Here is a 17293-nt window from a genome sequence, read left to right on the forward strand (position 1 = left end):
GATCAGCCCGCGCAGGCGACGGGCGAGTCGAAGTGTCCGGGTGAGGTGGGGTAGGGCGAGCCGCTGTCGCCGGTGGGGATCGCCAGCTCGCGCTGGGCCGAGGGGTCGTTCAGCGCGCGGCCCGCGCCGGCGCCCCAGGCCACCTTGGCCAGGAAGTCGAGCATCGCGGGCGAGTGCTGGCGGACGATGTTGTGCCCGCCGTTGGCCGGACCGCAGTGGGTGTAGAGGTTGAACGAGCCGTTCCAGTCGATCATCTTGTCGCCCGGGTTGGGCCCGTTCGCGGTGCGGTCGCCCTGCAGTACGTCGCGGTCCGCACCGCCGTACTGCCAGTCGACGCCCTGGTGGTGCTGGTCGTCGGCGGCGGACGCGTTGTCCTTGTCCGTCATCCGGAACCACAGGCACGGGTCGACGACGGTGGTGAGCGTGCCCTCGGGCATGCGGCCGGGGGCACAGTCGCCGGGGTAGGAACCACGCGGGTTGTAGTCGAGCAGGTCCGCTCCGGCGCCGCCGAAGACGTGGTCGACGAAGCGGTCACCGGTGCCCCGGGCGGCCGGGTCGAACGCGCCGCCGCCGAGGCAGTCGGCGGTCGCCGCGTCCAGGACGGGGTCGCAGCCCTTGCCGCCCCAGATGACGTCCGCGCCGTCGTCGCCGAATACCTCGTCGCCGCCGCTGTCGCCGTTGATCAGGTCGTCGCCCGCGCCGCCGTGCATGCTGTCGCGGCCCGGCCCGCCGCGCATGCGGTCGTCGCCGCCCTTGGCGAAACCGTCGTGCGCCATCGCCGAGGTGACCCAGGTGTCGCCGTCCGCGTCGTGCAGCAGGTCGGTACGGCGGTCGTAGGAGCCGGCCGGGAAGCCCCGGTAGGTCTCCTTCGGCGGGGCGTTGAGGCTGACGGTGAAGCCGAGCCGCTGGGCGTCGCCCGCGTCGATGCGCTCGTTCACCACGCCACCCCGGTCGCCCAGCATGGCGTCCTCGCCCGCGCCGCCGTCCATCTCGTCGTCGCCGAGCTCGCCGAACATGTCGTCGTCGCCCGCGCCGCCGTACAGACGGTCGTCGCCGTCCTGTCCCCACAGCCCGTCGTCGCCCGCGTCGCCGTACAGGCGATCGGCGCCGAATGAGCCCTCAGGCTCGCACGTCGGCTGGGCCTGCGTGCAGAACCGGGTGGAGTCGCCGGGCAGGGCCGGGTCGTGCGCACGGCTGCGCGTCGCGTCCGCGGGCGCCTGGCCCGCCGGGTAGCGCTCGGTGTAGACGCGCTCGGCGTTCCCGGTCAGCGTGCGGACGAGCGAGCCGTTGTCGCCGAGCAGCACGTCGGCCGCGCCGCCGCCCTCGATGGCGTCGCCCTTGTCGGCCGCGCCCGGCTTTGCCGACCCGCCGATCAGGTCGTCCTGGCCGGGAGTGGCGTCGTCGCCCTCCAGTTCGGCGGGCGTGCTGGCGACGCCCTTCCAGCCGGGGTCGGCGAGCGGCTTGCTCTCGGTCTGGGTGGACTCGGCCGACAGCGGGAGGTCGCCGCGGATCTGGTCCGCGCCGCCGCCGCCCTCGGCGTAGTCGCCCTGGCCGCCGCCGGAGATGTAGTCGTCGCCGTCCTGTCCCCACAGCACGTCGACGCCCGAACCGCCGGAGACGCGGTCGTCGCCCGAGCCTTCGCCGAGGAGCTCGACCGCCCGCGGGGTCATCGGCGCACCGGCCGAACCGAGGCGGACCGTGGCCCGCGTGGGCGTGCCCGCCAGTGTCACCACGGCGTTGTCGCCCGCGACGACGTCGTCGCCGGGGCCGCCGAACAACGCGTCGGCGGCGTCGTCCGCCGCGACGTGCGAGCCGCCCACGATGTCGTCGTCGCCCTGGTCGCCCTCGACCCAGTCGACGCCCGCGCCGCCCTCGGCGTAGTCGTTCCCCTCCTGGCCGCGGAGCCGGTCGGCGCCGCCCTGGCCGAAGATCGCGTCGTTGCCCGTGCCGCCGTCGGCGACGTCCGCGCCGGAGCCGCCCGCGAGCGGCTCCACCCGGTGGGTGTGCGCCTGGCCGGGCCGTACGGCGACGGGGGTGGCCGTGCCGGTCGTGCTCAGCACGGCGTTGTCACCGGCGATCACGTCCGGTCCGTCCCCGCCGAGCAGGGTGTCGCCCGCGTCGGGGTGCGGCCCGGAGCCGCCGCCGACGAGCTCGTCCTCCCCGGCCTCGCCGAAGACCCGGTCGGCGCCGTTGCCGCCCTCCAGGTGGTCGTCACCGGCGTCGCCGTGCACCTCGTCGGCCCCGATGCCGCCGAAGGCGGTGTCGACGCCGTCGCCGCCGTGGATCACGTCGGGCCCGCCGGCCTCCTCCGGCGTCCCGTCCAGGTCGAAGGAGCCGTCGGCATCTCCGTTGTCACCCACGAGGCGGTCGGCCCCGGTGTCGCCGTAGAGCGTGTCGCCCGCGTCGTCGCCGCCCGCCGTACGGCTGCCGCCGACGAGCAGGTCGTCGCCGTCGCCGCCGAACGCGGTGTCCTCGCCGGCCTCGCCGACGACCACGTCGTCCTGGGCCCCGCCGTACAGGGTGTCGTCGCCCGGCCCGCCGGTCACCTCGTCGGCTCCGTCGTCGCCGTAGGCGATGTCGTCGCCGGAACCGCCGCTGACGTCGTCGTCGCCCGCGCCGCCGTACAGGACGTCGTCGCCCTTCTCGCCGCAGACGCGGTCCTTGCCGCCGCCCGCCTCGACCCGGTCGGCTTTCCCGCCGGCCGAGACGGTCTCCGTGCCGGCGCCGCCGAGGACGAGGTCACGGCCGTCGCCGTCCGCGCCGGCATCCGCGCAGGGCTCGTCGCGCAGTTTGTCGCCGAAGATCGTGGCGCCGCCGTCGCCGCCCACGATGTGGTCGTCGCCGTCGCCGCCGACCAGCAGCTTGGCCGAGGGCTGCACGCCCGCGGGCAGCGGCAGGTGCCTCACCCGCCTGGCCGGGCCGTAGTCGTCGCGGCCCTCGGCCTCGCTCACGTCGGACGGCTCGGCGATCACCCAGTCGTCGCCGGGGCCGCCGAAGATCTCGTCCTTGCCGTGGCCGCCCGCGAGGACGTCCTCACCGCCGCCGCCGAGGATCCGTGCGGTCTCTCCTGGGCGGGAGTGCCCGGCGACCAGGTCGACGGCCTGACCGCCGTACACCCTGTCGGCGCCCGCGCCGGTGTCGACGTAGTTCGGCCCCGAGTCGGCCGGGCCCGACGCGTCGGGCCCGAACTCCTCCCGCGGACCGGTGTGGATCTCGTCGGCGGCCGATCCCCCGGTGAGGGTGTCGGCGCCGGGCCCGCCGACCAGCAGGCTCGGCTGGGCGCGGTAACGGGGCGACGGGTCGGTCGCGGCGAGGGGACTGTCGGAGGCGACGCCGATGGTGTCGTTCCCCCCGTTGCCGTACAGCCGGTTCTCGCCGAGCCCGGCGGTGATCCGGTCGTCGCCGTCGTCCGGCCCGTCGGCCGGCGCTCCGGGCAGACCGTCGGCCGTCCAGTCGGCCACCTCGGCCGTGCCGACCTTCCGGGTGGCGGGGGTGAGGTGGCCGTCACCGGCCACCCAGCCGCCCGCGCCGCCGATCGTCAGGTAGTCGTCGCCGGGGCCGCCGGCCACGATCGGCGCCGGTCCGCCCTGCTCGTGGTAGGAGTCGGTGCTGGTGATCTGGTCGTCGCCCTTGCCGCCGTCGATCACGTTCCGGCCGGCGCCGGCGAGGATCATGTCGTCGCCGTCGCCGCCGAAGGCGACGATCTTCCGGTCGAACGGGTACGGCGCGCCCGAGTCGTCGGCGTATCCCTGGAAGACGAGCGTGAGGCCGCCCTTGGCGCCGCGGCCGTCGGCCAGCACCCGGTCGAGGCCGGCAGTGTGGTGCTCCTCGCGGACGCCGAGGGCGTTGACGACGAATCCCTCGTCGCCGGGGAGCTGGGTGACCGTCCACCGCTCGGCGTCGTCGCCCGGCTTGGCCGTGCTGCCGCCTCTGGCCGCGCGCATCGGGCCGATGTGCAGCACCAGCGCGTCGCCGCTGACCGTGGCGAGCTTGGGCGGGGCCTCGTCGCACTTCGGCTTGGCCGAGAAGTCGAGCAGCGTGGCCTCGACGATCGTCCAGTCGAACCGCTTCTTGAAGATCGAGAGGCCGATCTCCACCCAGGCCTTGAGATAGACCTTGAGCTTGCCCTCCATGGTGAACAGGCACAGCGGGTTGCGGAGCAGGACGCCCGCGAACTCGAAGAACCTGAACTTGCCGTCGTTGGTCGGGTCGGCCCAGAGCATCGAGATCCCCAGGGCGATGCCCCCGCTCACGCCCGCCTTGACGAGCAGCAGATCGACTCCGGCTCCCGCCTCCAGCGTTCCGTACAGGCTGATCGCCGGCAGCGGGCGGCCCCGCTCGTCGGTGGTCTTCAGGTAGAGGCTGTCGAGGATCTGCAGGTCGGCCTTGCCCTGCTCGATGGCCTTGCGAATGCCGTAGGTGTCGAAGCCCGCCCTGATCCGCGCCTCCACCCCGGCGGTGCCGGAGATGACGACCATGATGGGCGGCGGCGCGTAGACCGGGCCGAACGACTGGCTGTAGGTGAAGCCCAGCCGCAGCGGACCGGAGTCGAAGGCGACCAGCTCGACGTCCTTGCCCATGAGCAGGCTGAAGACCGACCGCCCGGCGTTCTCCAGCACCGGGAAGCTGAAACCGGCCTTGGCCGACTGCTGCATCGGGCCCTGCGCGTCCGCCGCGGCCTTCGCGGCGGTGGCGGCCTTGCCCTTGTCACAGGTCCTGGCGCCCTGGTCGAGCGCCGCGAACAGGTCGTCCGTCTTGGGCGCCACGTCCGCGATCAGCGAGTCCGCCACGTCCGGCGAGTTCTCCGTGGTGAGCGCCCTGTCACCGGCCACGGTGAAGCTGCCGATGGGGATGTGCAGCTCGCCCCGGCAGTCGGGCAGCGAGGTCACCAGCTTGGTGATCTCGATCATCCGCTCGATGAACTGGGTCGTGCTGTTGCCGCCGAGGGTGTTGAACTTCTTGGCGATCGTCATCAGGTTCACGTCGCCGCCGCCCGCGGCCCTGCTCAGGTCCGACAGCACCGGGATGGGCGCGTACAGCTGGTCGACGACCGGCCGCACCGGGTCGGTGACCCGCTTGACCTGCGTCACCACCGGTCCGAGGACCGTACGGAAGAAGTCGCCGGCCTCCAGGTTCACGTCGGTGAAGGCGATGGACAGGTTGGCGGGGTCGGGAGAGCCGCCCTTGGTGAGGTCCCAGGCCAGGTGGAAGTCGCCGAACAGCCCCGGCAGCATCGGCGATCCGGGCGTCACGGTGAAACGCCAGTCGACGGCCGCGTTGGCGTGCAGCGACGTCTCCACCAGGTCGGAGGCGTCGGCGAGCTGGGAGAGCCCGATCTTGCCGACCGGCTTGAGCCCGACGGTGAAAGTGCCCGCGAACAGGTCGGGAGACTGCGGCGAGCGGTTCTTCACGGTGACGTCGAGGATGGACAGCTTGGCGTTGATCTCGTCGGGCAGCGACACGTTCACGCCCACGGTGGCCTGCGGCCGCTTGTCGGGTGTCGCGTCGATGTAGAAGCCGTTGACGCGGTCGAGGCCCACGGTCACGTCCACGTGCCAGCCGAGCTCGGCCCGCACACCCTTGCCCGGGCCCTGACGCAGCGCGAGACCGGGAACGCCGATGTCCAGCTGCCGTTCCAGGGCCGCGCAGCCCTCCACGCAGCCCTGCTGCGGGTCGACCACGCCCTTGCCGATGCTCATCGTGAACTTCACGCCGGTCAGCTCGGTGCCCTTGGCGGCGTCACAGGCGGTGGGGTCCGCGGGCTCCGGTGCCTGCACACAGGTGATCACCGGTTGCACGCCGGGCCCGACCTTGGGGGCCAGCTCGGCGTTGTACCACTCGCGCAGGTCCTTGCCGGTGGGCACCCGGCCGCCGTTCGGCAGCGTGGCGATCGCCGCCTTGATCTCCTGACGCTTGACGCCGACGAAGTCCGCGCCCTGCTGGAGGTCGTCGCCGACCAGGGGCAGCCTGCCGCCGTAGGAGACCGTGCGCATGCCGGCTTCCAGGGCGGTGAGGTAGCGGTCGATGCCGTCGCCGAGGTTGGTCCAGTCGAGCTCCAGCCCCGCGGGCAGGGTGGAGAAGTCGAACTCGGGCACCTCGAGCCGGTCGATGTCGCCCGGCAGCTTCGCGGTCAGGTCGAACATGTCCGCCAGCGGAGCGGCCCTGGGCAGACGCAGCACGAGCGCGTGCCTGCCGTCCGCGGTGATCGGGCTGCCGTTCACGTAGGCGGGCAGCACCGCGCACAGCGCGAGGTCGGTCTCGTCGCGCCGCGGGTCGCGGTCGCAGGTGACCGGATCGGTCGTCTCGTTGAGCGCCAGGTCGAGCCCGGCGAAGAAGTCGGCCGGCGCCACGGCGTCCTGCGCCTCGCCGTCGTACCGGAGACTCACGCCGTACGCGAGCCTGGCCTGCATCGGGTCGCCGTCCGCCTTGCCGACGGAGACCGGCAGCGGGCCGATGTTCGCCTTGATCGCGCCGTCGAGCCGGGCGTCCGCCTCCAGGTCGAGGCCGGAGTCGGTGTCGATGAGCAGGTCGCGGGCGAGATCGAAGTCGCGCTTGAGCGCCACCCGCAGCCCCAGCCGGATCTGCCCGCCGACCGAGGCGTCGAGCGTGCCCGAGCCGGAGGCGGCGACCAGGCTGCTGTCGCCGAAGGAGAAGCGCAGCGGCTCCCGCAGCGCCGCCTTCTTGTCGTACGCGAGCGACAGGTGCAGCGCGCCGTCCTCGTAGCCGATGCGGGCCTGGCCGCCCAGCGCCTTGTTCAGCTCGGCCACCAGCGCCTGCACGGTGTCCGGCGGGGCCGCGGTCAGCCGGTCGATCGCGTCCCTGAGCGGCGAGCGCAGCGCGTACGCGGTGCCCGGCTCGGGACGGGTCTGCCCGAACTTCGCGGTGAACGCCATGGTGTGCTCGCCGCAGACGGCCCCGACGGTCATGACGCGTGTGCCGATCACGACGCCGCGTCCGATGTGCGCCTGGGTGAACGTCCGCGAGGGGTCGGTGACGAAGCCGTTCTCGCTTCCACAGGCGCCGTCGCCGTACACGACGCCGGGGCCCGAACCCGTCTCGTCGGCGGCGACGAGGTCGGACAGCGAGCGGCCGAGGAGCGGCAGCTTCGTCGTCATCGCCGTGCCGACCGGTCCGTTGGGCTTGACGTGATCGAGATAGGTGGCCAGCGCGCCCAGCGACTTGACCAGCGCGCCGAACAGCGCCTGCGGGTTGCCGGGGTCGAAGGCGAAGTCCTTGACCTTGCCGATCTGGTCGAAGCCGCGGAAGGTCACGGTGCCGGGCGTGCGGACGTCCGGCATCTGCACGTCGCCGGTGACCTTGCCGCCGAAGAAGTCGGCCAGCCCGGGGACGCCGAGGGTCAGCCTGGCCGTGGCGGTGGCGTCCACCTGGGAGGTGAGGATGCCGGCCGGGTCGCTCGCCAGACGTTCGAACAGCCGCGTCAGCGGCACGTCCCCGGCGTCCTTGAGCGCGACCTTCACCACGTCGCCGCCGGACCTGCTGCTCATGGACAGGTCTCCGGTGAGCCGTACGCCGAGGTAGCCGACGACGGCGTCCACGTTGACCGAGGTGAGGACCGACGCGCGCACGCCGAACAGGTCACGGCCGGTACGCAGCATGATCCGGTCGGCGGGCCGGGGCAGCTCGGTGACCACGGTCGCGCTGCCGTCGGGGTTGACGTGCTTGTAGGGGCACGCCTTCTGCTGGCCGTCCGGCCGATTCGCGCACTCCTGCCCGGTGGCCGGGTCGCTCAGGTCGAGCACGACCATGGCGGCGGCGTGGTAGCCGCGCATCACCCCGGCGACCGCGGTGGTCGCGTTGGCCTGGGCGAGGCCCGCGCGGGCCTTGAAAGTGTCGCCGAAGGTGACCTGGCCGATCATCGGGTCGGCGGCGGCGACGCGGTAGGCCGCCCCGGCCGCCGGCACGCCTCCGCGCCAGCCGTCACCGGTCAGCGTGACGACGTCGGCGGTGTTGTCCGCCACCATGCCGGTCGACGTGCCCGCGGTGATCGTACGGCCGGCGAACTCTCCGGGCGTCCACTTCTGGCCGGCGTGCCTGAGCGTCGTGGCCGTGTAGGTGACGCCGGCGCCCGCACCGCTGGTGGCCTGTCCGGCCGGGTTGAGCGGCTCGGGCGCGGCGTTGACGGGACGGTCGACGACGAGCGTGAAGGCGATCTTCTTGGTGGCGTCGTCGTAGCCCGCGTCGGCGACCTTGATGATCGCGCCGCCGGGCAGGTTCCGCGCCCTGCCGAGCGCGGCGAACATGTCCTGGATCGAGGTGAAGGTGGGCTGACCGGTGTTCCGGTCGACGCTGTCGGCGACGAATTTGTCGATGGCCTCGGAGACGCGCACCGCGTCGGCCAGCGAACCCCGCATGAACGGCAGGTCCACGTCGCCCTGGCCGCCCTGATCTCCCTGGTCGCCCCAGCGGGCCCGCTGCACGGCGGTGATCGCCTCGGACAGATGCGTCAGCCCGTCGAGCAGGTCCTTCGGCGTGAGCGTCTGGAAACGGTTCAGCCGGGCCAGATCCGGCTGGCTCACACTCACCTGCGGCCCGCCCGTGGCGAGATCGGGCCAGTTCACGTCGACGGTCGCGGTGGCGCCCTCGACCTGGGCCCCGGCGAACGGCTGCGCGGTGACCGCGAGCCTGGCGGTCGCCGAGCCCTTCTTGGAGAAGGTGAACAGCCCGGCCGCCGCGCCGTCCGCGCCCAGCTCACGCAGGTCGAGCCTGCCGTCGCCGTCCGGGTCGGCGGCGGTGGAGGTGAACGCGGCGGTGAAGGAGAGCGACGAGCTCGGGGACAGGTCGACGCCGAGGATGCCGAAGGCGGCCGTCGGCGCGGCCCCCGCCGCCAGCCGGCCGTCGGCCTGCACGGTCACCACGGCGTCCTTGCCCAGCCAGGCCGTCTTGGTGGCGGGGTCGTAGGCGAAGGGGAGCTTCGCGCTCAGCTTCAGAGTGACGTCCACTCCCCCGGAGGTCGCCAGTGAGACCCTGGGCTCGGCGCTGCTGACGGAGATCGGCCTACCGGCGACCGTCCTGGCCACCTCCAGGGTCAGGTCGAGGCGCCTGACGCCGCCCTGCGTGCTCGCCTTCGCCAGCAACCGTCCGGTACGCGGACCGGAGAGCGGATACTCGTCCTCCAGGCCGGACAGGCCGGTCAGATTCTTGAGCTGGTCGTACACCGCGACGTCGAACAGGTCGCCGAGACCCAGGCCGTCCTCGCCGCCGGGGACCAGGCCGACGAGAGGCAGCTGCTCGCCCATCGGGCCGAGCGCGGCCATGCCGTCACCGACGGCGGCGAAGCGCTCCACCACGGACAGCAGCGCGGCGGTCTCCTCATCCCGCTGCTCGGCCGCCGACGCGGTCTGCGGCAGGGCGGTGAGCACCCCCCACAGCGTTCCCAGAACGCACAGCACGCTGATTAATCGCCGCCACACCACAAGAACCCCCAGAACCGGCCGATCACATACCGACGACCTGTTCTAGTGAGGGCGACTTGTAATCCGGTTGGAGCCGGCTTCAGCGCGCCGCCCGAGCCCGCCCGGCCCGGGCACGGCGCCCCTCCGCGTACGGCGGTGGACGCGGAGGGGCACGAAAAGTCCGGGCTCCGTCGGTTGAACCGCCGGAGCCCATGCCCTGCTCTGGGGAATGAACGCCGCCCCGAAGCGTTTTGTTCATTCCCCAGGACGTCAGGCCTGCATTTTTAGAAATCGCAGGCGAACAACGCGGGGAGCACGTCGGAGCAGTGGCCGGCGACGCAGACGTCCCAGAGGATGTCGTCGAGATCCGAGCAGGTGTTCCGGGAGCATCCGTTCTGGGAGCATCCGTTCCGGAAGCCGTCGTTCCGGAGGCTGGTGTTTTCGAAGGTGTTGTTGAACCCGTTGTCGAACTCATTGGTACACGGGTTGGTACAACCCCAGCACGTTGGGGCGGTTGACGCGCTCGCCGCCGTGGCGCCCGCGGCGAGGGCGCCACCGCCGAGCGCGGCGGAAAGTGCGAGTCCGGCGATGACCTTCTTGAGCTTGGGCATTTTATGTCCCCCTCTAAAGGCTCAACTGCCTAATGTGTGCGTCATTCCCAAATAGACAGGAATGGCGCTTAATGACCGTTAAGTGGTCATTGCCCCGCGATGTCATATTTTCCAGGCCAGACGAGCGACAAACGGTGATCAAGGGTGTTTAACGCGTTATTAGCGAATGGGGGGCAGCAGCCGAACACTTATGCCGCTTTCATCCCTCAATGTCCGATTTCGCCGAGTCGCGACCTCAGCCCGCGCGCATCATGGTGACGAGCCCGTGCGCGACGTCGAGGAACTGGTCACGCGACGAGCTCGTCGTCTGCAGATCGACGAACGCCTCGTGGGCCCCGGCCTCGGCGAGGGTCAGCAGGTAGTCGGCGACCTGGCGTACGGTTCCCGCGTGCGGCACCTGGTCGGCGGGCACCGGTGCGTCCGTGATCTCCGGGTTGACGCGCACCACCATGCGCAGCGCGGACGGGTCCCGGCCCGCGCCGGACGCGGCCCGCAGCGCCATGTCCCACAGGCCGGTCAGATAGGGCATGGGCATGGCCGCGCTCAGCCAGCCGTCGGCCCGCCGGCCGACCCTCTCCAGCGCCCCCGGCGTGTAACCGGCCAGCAGGACCGGAGGACGTGGACGCTGACAGGGCTTGAGGTCGATGTGCGACGGCGGCACCGTCCAGAGCGCGCCCTTGTGCTCGACCACCTCACTCGTCCAGACGGCCTCCATCAGGTCGAGCGTCTCTTCGAGCCGGTCTCCCCTGCCCCGCCAGGGCACACCGGTCGCGGTGTACTCGTCGCGCAGCCAGCCGAGGCCGATGCCGACGTCCAGCCGTCCGTTGCTGAGCAGGTCGAGCGAGGTCAGCGTACGGGCGAGCAGGACGGGCGGCTGCCACAGCGCGTTGAGCGTGCTGGTTCCCAGCCGGATCTCGCGCGTGCTGACCGCGGCCAGCGTCAGCGCGGTGAGCGGGTCGAAGAACGTCCCGAAGGCCGGGGGCACCGTCCCGTCCCCTCCCGGGTACGGGTCGCTGGGCGCCAGCGGCAGCAGGATGCGGTCGCCCGCCCACAGGCTGTCGTAGCCCATCTCCTCGAGATCCGCGCTCGCCCGCCGCATGAAATCCGGATCGGCGAACGCGCCGTACTGGGGAACCGTGTATCCGAGCCGCATGAGTGTCTCCTCGCACTTCGCCGTGGTGGAATCGCCCTGATCGGGCGTCGGCGGAGAGGCTAGAAAGACCCACTTGCGGAAAACTTGGACCTTCCGCCGCCCGTACGGAGGCGAGACCGTGCTGTCGCGGACGTACCCGCGCCGCGGCGGCAGCACCGGGCGGTGACCGGGTGACTGACAAAGCGAACGCCCGGCCGGGACGCCTGTTACGACGTCCGGCCGGGCGTGACCGCTTGCCGGCGTCCGGTCAGACGCCGGCCCCCACTTCGGCGGGCGCCTCCACCGGCTCCGCGCCGGACTTCCCGGTGACGTCCTCGGAGGCGTCCTCGGGGGCGTCCTCGGGGGCGGCATCGGGGTGCGCCGCGATGAACTGCTCGATGACCTCGTCGGCCATCTTCCCGCGCGGGGGCACGTCCAGCCCCTGCTCGCGGGCCCATTCGCGGACGTCGGTCAGGGTGTAGCCGCGCAGTCGCGGGGAGGTGTCGGCGGCTTTCTTGGACCGCGTCGCCTGCTTCACCTCACGGGCGTTCTCCAGCACTTGCTCGATGAACGCGAGAGCCTCGCTCAGCCGCTGCTGGTTCGCGTCGGACAGGTCGATGGCGAAGGTCCGGTTCAGCAGCGGGAACTCCCGTCTCGCCACATCCTCGCCCTCGGAGTGGTCGAGGTCGTCAACCAGAATCACCTTCTGCGCCACGTGCAGCCCTTCCAGGGTGGATCTCCGTCTAACTGGACCGTGGCATCCTACTCGCGCCCGGTCCACCGGCCCGCCTTCCCGGCCACCTCGACCCGAGCACGAGGGCCACGGCGGCGACGGCGTACGCGACCGCCCCGACCAGGAAGGGCACGAAGGTCACCGGACCTTCGTAGGTGAAGTCGGGCTGACTGCCCGCACTGATCTCCGCCGGCGTGATCAGCGCAGGCGGGAGCATGTCCACGGCCACCACCAGATCGACGGCCGCCATGACGCCGAGCGCGACCGCCACGACCGGTTCCGCCCACCGCCGCGGTCCGATGGGGAGGGCCGCGACCAGGACCAGCAGCGGCAGCCAGCCCGCGACCATGAGATCCGGGGCCCAGAACCAGAACCGCCGGGCGGCCAAGCCGTCGACCATGGCCACCACCGAGAAAACCGGCAGATAGGTGGGAAGGCCGTTCCACGTCAGGTTCACGAACCCCGCCGGCACGAGCGACGCGCACACCGCCAGGACCAGCCACGGCCAGGCGCGGCGCGCTTTCACCTCGCGCGGCGGACGGTGCTCGGACACCGCCGAAGTATCCCAGAACCCCGGCACCTCAGGCGGCGCGCATGCGGGAGCCGTGGGCACGTCGCGGCGCCTCAGCGTTTGCGCTTCCTTCCGCCGGTACGGCCCCGGGCGCCGGGTCGCGGGCCGGGCACGAGCCTGAACGGGTGGGCGGGCGCGCGCATGCGGTCGAGCACCAGCCTGCGCAGCTCCTCCATGCTCTCCCCGGCGGGGTGGCCGGAGCCGGCCATCGCCTCGACGAGGGCGAGCGCGTTCGGCCCCGCCATGCCGCGCAGCTGCTCCAGCACCTTCTCCGGCCCCGCGATCTCCAACAGGCCGAGCACGCCCTCCGTCGTCACCAGCAGATGCTCGTCGGCCCCGAGGTCGTCCGCGCCCGGTCCACCGCGCTCGGAGAGCTCCATCAGGACGAGGGGGCCCAGCACCGGATCCGTACGCAGGCCGGGCAGCATCGACCGCAGGCCCGGATGAATTTCGGTCAGGAGGGAGAGCATCGCGGCCGCCCGGGTGCGGAGGGAACAGGCGCGCACCGCGTCCAGCAGCGGCCCCACGTCGCCCCCGTGCGCCGCGAGCCAGCCGGCCAGCTCCCGTGCGGCGGCGCCCGGCGGGTAGTGCTGCATGAGCACCCCCAGCAGCTCGGCGGCCGGAGCGTCCGCCAGCTCGCCGATCAGCGGGGCGTCCCTGCCCTCGGCCAGCATCCGCTCTCGCATCGCCCTCGCGCCGAGCGGCGTCAGCCGTACGAGGAGGCCCGGCTCGGCGAGACGCCGCAGCAGCCGGGCCCGCGCCTCGCCCGGCAGCGGAAGCCCGCCATCGCCGGTGGGGTCGTCGTCGGACAGTTCGTCGCCGGGAAGATCGCCCGTGAGGTCGCTGGAGTACAGCCCGTCGGCCACGCCGTGGCTCAGCTCCACGGCGCCGAGCTCGGCCAGCACCTCCAGCGCCCGCGTCAGGTCCTGCCCGATCCGATCGCGCCATATCTCCTCCGGCACGCGACCGGACGGAACATAGTCCTGGCAGACCAGCCAGACCGTCTCCTCCAGCCGCGCCACGGGCATCGGGCTCGCCATGCCGTAGACGCTGTTGAGCACGTCGGGCATCAGCTCGTCGAACGCCGACCACAGCATCGACGGCGGCGACATGTCGGGGCCCAGCTCGAAGTATGTCTCGAACGCCCGCGACCACAGCGTCGCCGGGTCGCGCAGTAGCGGCGCGGCCTTGGCGACGCGGAGCAGGCGGCCCTTGGCCGTGCGGACGATCCGGGCGCGCTTCGCCCAGGCGAGCATGAGGCCGACACCGGGCAGCTCGGCCGCGCTGCGCCACTCGAGGTCCTGCTCACCCGTGCCGAGCAGCCCGGCCAGCTCGCGGGCATCGGCGACGCGAAGGTTGCCGGCCTCGGTGAGCGTCCTGCCCTCGCCGCCCACCCAGTCGGCCAGGGCCGTCAGCCGTCGTACGACCTCGCTGCGCGCCGCCGCCTCGGCGAGCTCGCGTGCGGGCGGCAGTGCCAGCGGAGGTTGTGGGAAGGCCCGTTGCTCGTCGAGGTGCGGGCGGGCGAACCTGGCTTCGACCACGCTGTCGAGGGCCTCGGCGTCGTAGGGCACCCGGCCCGCCTCGACGTCGCGGGGGAGCCGCTCCAGCGCCTTGTGGTCGGTCAGGTCGATGCCGTTGTCGAGCGCCGTCTGCGCCCAGAACTTCGCGAGGCCCATGCGCGCGGGATCGTCGAGCGCCGCCGGATAGTCCGCGACAGCGTTCTGCACCGCCCGCTCCAGCTCGGCCGGGGCGCCGCCCCGGGGGTCGCGCAGCCCCTTCGCGGCGAGGTACCGCAGCAGGGTGAGCAGGCTCTCCGGGGCGGTGTCCAGCTCGTGCCGGGGAGCGGTGACGTAGCGCGGGATCCACTCCAGCAGGAACCTGCGCACCTGCGCCTCGTCCCAGTAGGCCAGCCGGCCGTCGACGCTGCGGTGGCGGGAGTCGAGGGCCGCCCCCAGCACCAGCGGGTCGGCGGCCATGCCGCGCTCCCCCGCCCAGACGAGGCAGCGGCGGACCAGCAGGTCCTTGGCCGCCTCGAACTCCTCGTCCTCGTGCGGCTCGAACCAGGTGCGCATCAGACCCCCTCATCCGTGACCATGCAGCGGAGGGTAGCCGTACCCACACGCACGGCACCGGGGAACGGCCCCAATCGAAGGAGCAGGGTCAGGAGCCCGTGTGAAGGCGGCGGTGCAGCGCGCGGACCTCGTCGGCCAGTGCGGGCACCGGCCCCGCCACCCGCACCCCGGGCGCGACCTCGCCGACCGGGAGCGTACGCACCGGCGGGGGCGGCACATCCCACTCGGCCAGCCACCGCGCGAGCTGCGCCGACGACGCGACGTAGACGATCCGCCCCAGCCCCACCCATGCGTGCGCCGCCGCGCACATCGGACAGTGCTCGCCGGAGGTGTAGACCGTGGCCTCCGCGCGTTCCTCCGGCGTCATGTTTCCCGCGGCCCAGCGCGCCAGCTCGAACTCGGGGTGCCGCGTGTGGTCGCCGCCCGCGACCCGGTTGCGGTCTTCGGCCAGCACCTTCCCGTCCCCGGAGACCAGGACCGAGCCGAACGGCTCGTCGTCCGCCTCCAGCGCTTCGGCCGCCAGCTCCACACAGCGGCGCAGATGCCGCATCTCCTCAGGTGTCGGCTCGTAACTCATGGTCGAGACGGTAGCCCGGAAACGGCGTGGGTAGGGCGAGGGGCATGCCGGAAGGGCATCTGGTCCATCACTACGCGGACGAGCAGCACGAGGCGCTCGCCGGGCGCGTCATCAGCGCCACCAGCCCGCAGGGCAGGTTCGACGCCCGGCCGTACGACGGCAGGGTCGTCGAGAGTGTCGAGGCACTCGGCAAGCACCTGCTCTACCGGGTGGAAGGCGCTCCGCCCATTCACGTGCACCTCGGCATGCAAGGCCTGTTCCTGCGGTACGACGACCCGGCGGCCCGGCCGCGCAAGGGCACCCGGCTGCGGCTGGCGACCGGTGACGTGGCGTTCGACCTGATCGCGCCCGCGCGATGCGAGCCGATGGACGAGCGGGCGCTGGCGGCGCTGCGGGCCGCGACCGGACCCGACCCGCTGCGTGGTGACAACGACAGAACCGAGGCGGTACGACGCCTGCTCGCCGCCCGCACCGCGGTCGGCGCGGCGGTGCTCGACCAGGGCGTGTGGTCCGGAATCGGCAACGCCTGGCGGGCGGAGCTGCTCTTCCTGACCGGGCTCGACCCCGGCGCCCGTGACATCGGCGCCGAGGCCGCCGGGCGGCTCTGGGACACCGCCGTGCGGTATCTCGCGCTGGGCCGGGACGCCGGGCAGGTGGTCAGCGATCCGGACGCCCCGGATGAGCGCTGGGTCTACAAACGTGAGCGCTGCCGCCGCTGCGGAGCCGCCGTACGGACCTGGACGCTCGCCTCGAGGACGGCCTACGCGTGCCCGGCCGACCAGCATTTGAAGGCCGCCTGACCTGGGAAGTCGCGCCGTTATCAAGTTGTTATATTCAGGTGAACGAAAGCCAGAGACTGCTGGACATCCGCCGTATCTACGTCGAGCCCGCCGCGGCCGAGCTGCCGCGCGGCAAGGAGATCCTGGAGCGCTACCCCGAGGCCGAGCGGATCGAGATCGAGGCCCACCACCGCATCCCCGAGCTGTACGGGGACGAGGCGAACGTGGCCCGCTGGGTCAGGATCAAGACCGAGGCGCTGGTCCTCGGGGTCAAGAAGTCGCTCACCGCGCGGCCGAACGGCCGGTCGAGCGACTTCATCGCCCCATCGACCGCCAACGGCTGCGCGATGGCCTGCGCGTACTGCTATGTGCCGCGCCGCAAGGGCTACAGCAACCCGATCACGGTGTTCGCCAACATCGACAAGATCACGGGCTACCTCGCCAGGCACGCCGGACGACAGGGCGACAAGCCCGAGCCGAACCAGGTGGACCCGCACGCCTGGGTCTACGACATCGGCGAGAACTCCGACTGCTCGGTGGACGCGACCATCTCCGGCAACGTGCGCGATCTCGTCGATCTCTTCCGCGACCTGCCGAACGCCAAGGCGAGCTTCGCCACCAAGTACGTCAACCGCGACCTGCTCGGCTGGGACCCGCAGGGCCGTACGCGCGTCCGGTTCAGCCTGATGCCGGCCGCCGACTCCAAGCTGCTCGACATCCGCACCTCTCCCGTCACCGACCGGATCGCGGCCATCGACGACTTCGTCGAGGCGGGATACGAGGTGCACGTCAACTTCAGCCCCGTGGTCGTCCGCGACGGCTGGCTGGAGGACTGGGCGGAGCTGCTCGGACAGCTCGACGACGCGCTGAGCCCTGCTGCCCGCGCGCAGCTCGCCGCCGAGGTCATCTTCCTCACGCACAACGACCGGCTGCACGAGGTCAACCTCGGCTGGCATCCCAAGGCCGAGGAGGTGCTGTGGCGTCCCGACCTCCAGCAGCCGAAGCGCTCGCAGACGGGCGGCTGGAACGTCCGCTACAAGACGGGCCACAAGGGCCGCTACGTCACCGCGCTCACCGACCTCATCGCCGAGAAGATTCCGTACTGCCGGGTCCGCTACGCCTTCTGACCACAGCCCGGCAGCGCGAGAGCGCGTACGGCGAGCTCCACCCATCGCACCCGGGCGGGCTTCGAAGGTCCCAGCGCCGGGCGCCCGCGTCCACCAATCTCATGGTCGCATTCAGGGCGCGGTGTACTTAGTACGAACCAGCATCGGCATACCTATTTCTACAGAAAGCACGCAACCCACAAAACTGCATTCTTAACAAGATGTCATGCTAAGTTTGGACAAAATCCGATTCATGAGCCGTTGACCCTGTTGCCGGAGGAGATCTACCTTCGCCGTAC

9 protein-coding genes are annotated in these 17293 nt (G+C 72.0%); 2 read left to right on the forward strand and 7 right to left on the reverse strand.

The features are described from left to right. Positions 1–2: 2 nt before the first annotated feature. The 7 genes from ACQPZZ_RS36095 to ACQPZZ_RS36125 form a co-directional block, all read right to left on the reverse strand. A complete protein-coding gene (locus tag ACQPZZ_RS36095) occupies positions 3–9431 on the reverse strand; it encodes a calcium-binding protein (protein ID WP_432926509.1) in 9429 nt (3142 codons plus the stop codon). A 266-nt stretch (positions 9432–9697) separates the two neighbouring features. Then, complete coding sequence (locus ACQPZZ_RS36100; RefSeq protein ID WP_432926511.1) at positions 9698–10024, reverse strand: hypothetical protein; 327 nt, start codon at positions 10022–10024, stop codon at positions 9698–9700. Positions 10025–10259: 235 nt separating this feature from the next. Further along, complete coding sequence (locus ACQPZZ_RS36105; protein ID WP_363643680.1) at positions 10260–11177, reverse strand: TIGR03619 family F420-dependent LLM class oxidoreductase; 918 nt, start codon at positions 11175–11177, stop codon at positions 10260–10262. A 247-nt stretch (positions 11178–11424) separates the two neighbouring features. Continuing rightward, a complete protein-coding gene (locus ACQPZZ_RS36110) occupies positions 11425–11859 on the reverse strand; it encodes an Lsr2 dimerization domain-containing protein (RefSeq protein ID WP_432926514.1) in 435 nt (144 codons plus the stop codon). A 40-nt stretch (positions 11860–11899) separates the two neighbouring features. Continuing rightward, the gene (locus tag ACQPZZ_RS36115) at positions 11900–12442 is read right to left on the reverse strand and encodes a hypothetical protein (protein ID WP_432926516.1); all 543 of its coding nucleotides are present in this window, start codon (positions 12440–12442) and stop codon (positions 11900–11902) included. 71 nt (positions 12443–12513) lie between these two features. Continuing rightward, the gene (locus tag ACQPZZ_RS36120; protein ID WP_432926518.1) at positions 12514–14532 is read right to left on the reverse strand and encodes a hypothetical protein; all 2019 of its coding nucleotides are present in this window, start codon (positions 14530–14532) and stop codon (positions 12514–12516) included. 88 nt (positions 14533–14620) lie between these two features. Then, the gene (locus tag ACQPZZ_RS36125) at positions 14621–15109 is read right to left on the reverse strand and encodes a nucleoside deaminase (RefSeq protein ID WP_363643672.1); all 489 of its coding nucleotides are present in this window, start codon (positions 15107–15109) and stop codon (positions 14621–14623) included. A gap of 44 nt (positions 15110–15153) precedes the next feature. On the opposite strand from ACQPZZ_RS36125, the gene ACQPZZ_RS36130 reads away from it, so the two are divergent. Further along, positions 15154–15909 (forward strand): DNA-formamidopyrimidine glycosylase family protein, encoded by a 756-nt coding sequence (locus tag ACQPZZ_RS36130; protein WP_432926520.1) that lies wholly within the window; start codon positions 15154–15156, stop codon positions 15907–15909. 38 nt (positions 15910–15947) lie between these two features. Then, a complete protein-coding gene (locus tag ACQPZZ_RS36135) occupies positions 15948–17015 on the forward strand; it encodes a spore photoproduct lyase family protein (protein WP_432926522.1) in 1068 nt (355 codons plus the stop codon). The last annotated feature ends 278 nt before the right edge of the window (positions 17016–17293 follow it).

This window comes from Microbispora sp. CA-135349 (assembly GCF_050947365.1).
Lineage (GTDB): Bacteria > Actinomycetota > Actinomycetes > Streptosporangiales > Streptosporangiaceae > Microbispora.